The following is a 5,126-nucleotide window of genomic DNA, read 5'->3' as shown; positions in this document are numbered from 1 at the left end:
GCTGGTGAGATCGTCACGCTTTTTCTTTATAACATTGCGGGCACGAGCAAGATGCTCGCGCTAGCGGGGGGTATCGTTTCGCTGCTTCATGAAGTGGTAAACTTCGGAACTGTTTATTTTCCACTAAGATAAAAATTATTGCGAAAGTAAAAGGTGAATGTTGCACATTTTTCGCCATTTCCTATACTGTTGCAAGGGTCAAGTTCCTACTTTATAACATTTACCAAGCGAAAGGATTCGCGCGTCAGCGGTGCTACGCACACAACGAAAAACTAGCCGTAAGCAGATTCTACCTTTTTTAACTTCCTAATTTTCCGTATCGTTGTCTTTCAGAGAAATACAAAACAATTATTTTTTTACCTTTTCTACAAGGATAAAATAATTCATATTCTCCATCGTGATTACTATATCTTAATTCATTGCTTTTTCCACTAAAAATTTTATCTAAATATTCTCTTTCAACTTGAGTTGTTTGATAGAGATATTCTCTTTTGTTTGGCATTATCGTGTCTTTTACTTTTTCATAATTGCTCTGGTTAAATCCAAGATACACAGGCGAACCGTTTATACTGTCTTTAACTAATAAATTTACGCTTGGTAAATTTTTATCAGTTTGAGAGTATATTTCTAGAATATTACTGGTTTGATTTATATATTTCTCCGTGAATTCATAGTTTACTAATTTCACACTATTAATTTCGTTCTTTTCTAAAATTGATTTTGCTGATTTAATTAGCATTTTTTCTTTTTTGCTTGAAGTTAAATAATCGCCACCAAATAAGATTAAGCCGATTAATGGAAAAATAGCCAAAAGAATTAAATATATTCTTTTATTTGGTTTTGTATTTTCGTCCACTTTGTTTTTGTTTTCTGCAATTCTTGTGAGGTTAAACATTACATTTATTATTAACGAGCCAGCCATTAAAGCAAGAATTCCCAATACGCTTAAATAGAAAGTTTCGGTCATATTTTCTCTAAAAACTTTCAAACCAAAAACTTCAATCGTTATAAATGTAAAAACCCAATAAACTAATAGTATAATTGCTGTAATTCCAATTATATTGCTCAATTTCACTAACTGTTTTGGTGTCATAATTCTAATTGTTTTATTATTCGTTAATTTTTCGGAATTTCGAATGATATGTCTGCCAATCCGCCGCTTCATGAAGTTGCAAACTTCAAAACGGCATATTTTCCACTAAGATAAAAATTATTGTGAAAGAAAAAGGTGAATGTTGTACATTTTTTGCCATTTCCTCTGCTGGTGAGATCGTCACGCTCTTTCTTTATAACATTGCTGGCACGAGCAAGATGCTCGCGCTAGCGGGGGGCTACACGACTGTTGCGAACTTCGTAAACGTTTATTTTCCGTTAAAGATACTATTTCTTGCGAAATATAAACGTGAATTTACTACTAAATTCGCAATCTTGCCAAGCCTGTTGTGCGTTCGGTTTTATTTTACTGATAAGCTCATTGTTAGATTATCATAATATTTTCCATTTTGCTTAAAGTAATTTTTAATTATTCCATTTTCTATAAATTCCATTTTTTTGTATAGATTTAATCCTAATATATTCTCAGTATATACTTGAAGCCAAAGTAATTCCAAAATTGGATTTTCTTTAGCCCATTCAATAGAATATTTCATAAGTTCTGTTCCTAAACCTGAATTTCTCCATTCAGATAACATTCCCATTCCAATAACTGCTGTATGTTGCATTATTATTCTAGAATTACCTGTGACATCTAGATTTCCAATTATTTCACCTTCAAATTCAGCAATTAACAATATTGAATTCTCTTTTTGAATAAAAGAATTTATCCAATCTTCTTCTTGTTGAATTGTAATTTTAATTTCTTCAGAAATTTTTGGGATATAATCGCTGTCATTTAAATACTCTTTTATTGTTTTTAAAAGTTTTTCAGCGTCATATGTTTCTGCACTTCTAATTGTAACTTCTTTAGAGTTTTTTAGTTTGACCGTTATTGGATTAAATTCTATTTTCATTTTTCTGTCGATTTTCTGTCGCTCTAAACTGACGCACAACTATTTCAATTTGAGTGTATAGCAGCATGTTTTCTTCGCTTTATTTTCTCCACCACTAAAATATAAAAATATTCCATACTAATCATTTTCCTACCTAACTAATATACCAACATACTGCACTTGGAATAATTTGTAGTCGACTTGGAATAATTCTTATTCTACTTGAAATAATTCTTAGTCGTCTTTATAGGTATTGCCAACAAATCCTTGCAATGAGGTTTCTTATAGTTCCAACAATAGCTGATTTTTCAGGATGTCTTCCATCGTTTCGCGTTCCCTAATCAAATGTCCTTTGCCGTCTTTCCAAAGCACTTCGGCGGGTTTATAACGCGAGTTGTAGTTGGACGCCATCGTGAAACAATAAGCGCCAGCATTGCGGAAACACAAGGTGTCACCTTCGTGAATTTCGGCAATTTTACGGTTATTGGCAAAGGTGTCGGTTTCACAAATATACCCAACTACAGTGTAGAAACGTTCTTTTCCTTTGGGATTGGAAATATTTTCAATGGAGTGTTGCGAACCATACAACATTGGACGTATCAGGTGGTTGAAACCACTATCAATGCCTGCAAAAACAGTAGAAGTGGTTTGTTTGATCACGTTTACTTTGGCTAGGAAATATCCCGCTTCGCTCACCAAGAATTTCCCCGGTTCAAAAGCCAAAGTCAATTCACGACCATATTCTTTCTCAAAAGCCAAGAAACGTCTGGTTAGTTTTTTACCCAATTCTTCAATATTGGTTTCGATATCTCCTTTTTTATAAGGTACTTTAAATCCGGAACCAAAGTCAAGGAAATCCAATTCCTTAAAGTTTTTAGCAGCATCAAATAAAATTTCGGCAGCATACAAGAACACTTCAATGTCCAGTATATCCGAACCGGTGTGCATGTGAATTCCGTTGATGTGCATTTTGGTATTTTCCACAATACGGATAATATGCGGAATTTGGTAAATAGAAATACCAAATTTACTATCGATATGTCCCACCGAAATATTTTGATTTCCACCCGCCATCACATGAGGATTGATGCGAATGCAAACAGGTACTTTTGGGTATTTGGTACCAAAATGTTCCAATACCGAAAGGTTGTCAATATTAATTTGAACACCCAGTTTGGCTACTTCTTCAATCTCTTCAAAAGAAACACCATTGGGCGTAAAAATTATTTTATCGGGTGTAAAACCAGCGTGTAAACCCAGTTGCACTTCTTGAAATGAAACGGTATCAAGACCAGAACCTAAATTTTTCAATAGCTTCAAGATAGTAACATTTGACAATGCTTTCATGGCATAATTAATGCGCAATTTCTCCACCTTGGAAAACGCATTAGTCAAACGGTGGTATTGTTGCTCGATTATGGCAGCGTCATAAACGTATAATGGATTGCCAAATTCTTCGGCAAGTGCCAGTAATTCTTTAGGTTGCATGAGGATAAATAATTTATTTTAAATTGTAGCAAAGGTAGTTGATAGCATAAGTAAAAACAACTCGATTTTCATTTCAGTGAAATTGATAATTTTTTACTTTACAGTTTCAATCAAATGTGTTACTTTTGACAACCTATTGAATAGGTTTAAAAGTCAAAAATTTCATTATGAATATACACGAATACCAAGGGAAAGAAATTTTAGCAAAATATGGTGTACGCGTACAACGCGGCATTGTTGCTAATAATCCTGTAGAAGCTGTGGCTGCTGCAAAACAATTAACTACAGAAACTGGCACAAGCTGGTATGTTATTAAAGCTCAAATTCACGCAGGTGGAAGAGGAAAAGGTGGTGGCGTTAAGTTGGCTAAAAATTTAGAGCAAGTAACTGAAATTTCAGAACAAATTATTGGAATGCAATTGATTACGCCGCAAACTCCTCCAGAAGGAAAAACGGTTCACAAAGTTTTGATTGCCGAAGATGTTTATTATCCTGGAGAAAGTGAAACATCTGAATTTTACGTTTCTGTTTTGCTAAACAGAGCCACTGCTAGAAATATGATTATGTATTCTACTGAAGGTGGAATGGATATTGAAGAAGTAGCAGAACACACACCACATTTGATTTTTACCGAAGAAATAGATCCACAAGTGGGATTACAGGGTTTTCAAGCAAGAAGAGTTGCCTTTAATTTAGGCCTTTCGGGAAATGCTTTTAAAGAAATGGTGAAATTTATTGAAGCTTTGTATGCGGCATATATTGGTTCTGATGCTTCCATGTTTGAAATTAATCCTGTTTTAAAAACATCCGATAACAAAATTATGGCAGTGGATGCCAAAGTAAATATTGATGATAACTCATTGTACCGTCAGCCGAAATATGCTGAAATGCGTGACGTTAGAGAAGAAAACCCTATAGAAGTAGAAGCTAAAGAAGCGGGATTGAACTATGTTGATCTTGACGGAACTGTAGGTTGCATGGTCAACGGTGCAGGATTGGCCATGGCAACGATGGATTTGATTAAATATGCAGGTTTTGAACCAGCCAATTTCCTTGACGTAGGTGGCACTGCAGATGCAAAACGTGTGGAATTGGCGTTTAGAATTATTTTAAAAGACCCTAATGTAAAAGCCATTTTAATTAATATTTTTGGTGGAATTGTTCGTTGCGATAGAGTCGCTCAAGGTGTTGTAGACGCCTATAAAAACATGGGCGATGCTATTAAAGTGCCAATCATCGTTCGTTTGCAAGGAACTAATGCTGAGATTGCCAAAGAATTAATCGATAATTCTGGAATGCCAATATTATCTGCGGTTCAGTTTCAAGAAGCGGCAGACCAAGTTAAGGTTGCCTTGTCATAATAATTAATATAGCATTGAAATCCTGAGTGAAAGCTTGGGATTTTTTATTATTTTTTGACAAATTATAGAATTCAATCCAATTTTTACATGAGCAAAATTAATTTTTCCGTTAAGAGAATCGATTTAATCATTATTTTGATTTCATCAGTAATGATGTTTATCGTTCTGAATTTACCTTTCAAAGCAAGACCTTTTGGGGATATTATTTTTCATGAAGAAGCAAAAAACCTTGCTTTCTATTTAAAAGGAGACGTTGGTTATGATAAGGTAATGATTACTAGGGCACCTG

The 5,126-nt window shown here is 34.3% G+C and carries 5 protein-coding genes; 2 read left to right on the top strand and 3 right to left on the bottom strand.

The window, feature by feature from the left end; all coding sequences use genetic code 11:
* Positions 1-298: 298 nt before the first annotated feature.
* The 3 genes from ACK5ON_RS10650 to lysA all read right to left on the bottom strand — a co-directional run bounded on the left by ACK5ON_RS10650 (position 299) and on the right by lysA (position 3,476).
* Entirely contained in the window at positions 299-1,093 is a 795-nt protein-coding gene (locus ACK5ON_RS10650) for a hypothetical protein (RefSeq protein WP_409822292.1), read from the bottom strand.
* Positions 1,094-1,454: 361 nt separating this feature from the next.
* Positions 1,455-2,009: an N-acetyltransferase family protein gene (locus ACK5ON_RS10645; RefSeq protein WP_409822290.1), complete on the bottom strand. Its 555-nt coding sequence runs from the start codon at positions 2,007-2,009 to the stop codon at positions 1,455-1,457.
* Positions 2,010-2,270: 261 nt separating this feature from the next.
* A complete protein-coding gene (gene lysA, locus ACK5ON_RS10640; protein WP_409822288.1) occupies positions 2,271-3,476 on the bottom strand; it encodes a diaminopimelate decarboxylase in 1,206 nt (401 codons plus the stop codon).
* 167 nt (positions 3,477-3,643) lie between these two features.
* Between lysA and sucC the strand changes: the two genes are divergently transcribed.
* Positions 3,644-4,837 (top strand): ADP-forming succinate--CoA ligase subunit beta, encoded by a 1,194-nt coding sequence (sucC, locus tag ACK5ON_RS10635; RefSeq protein WP_396176585.1) that lies wholly within the window; start codon positions 3,644-3,646, stop codon positions 4,835-4,837.
* An 87-nt stretch (positions 4,838-4,924) separates the two neighbouring features.
* The coding region (locus tag ACK5ON_RS10630; RefSeq protein WP_409822286.1) for a hypothetical protein at positions 4,925-5,126 on the top strand (202 nt) is incomplete at its 3' end.

Source organism: Flavobacterium sp., from assembly GCF_046317795.1.
GTDB lineage: Bacteria > Bacteroidota > Bacteroidia > Flavobacteriales > Flavobacteriaceae > Flavobacterium.
The sequence above is the reverse complement of the archived record's forward strand: the minus strand, read 5'-3'. Positions and strand labels throughout refer to the sequence as shown.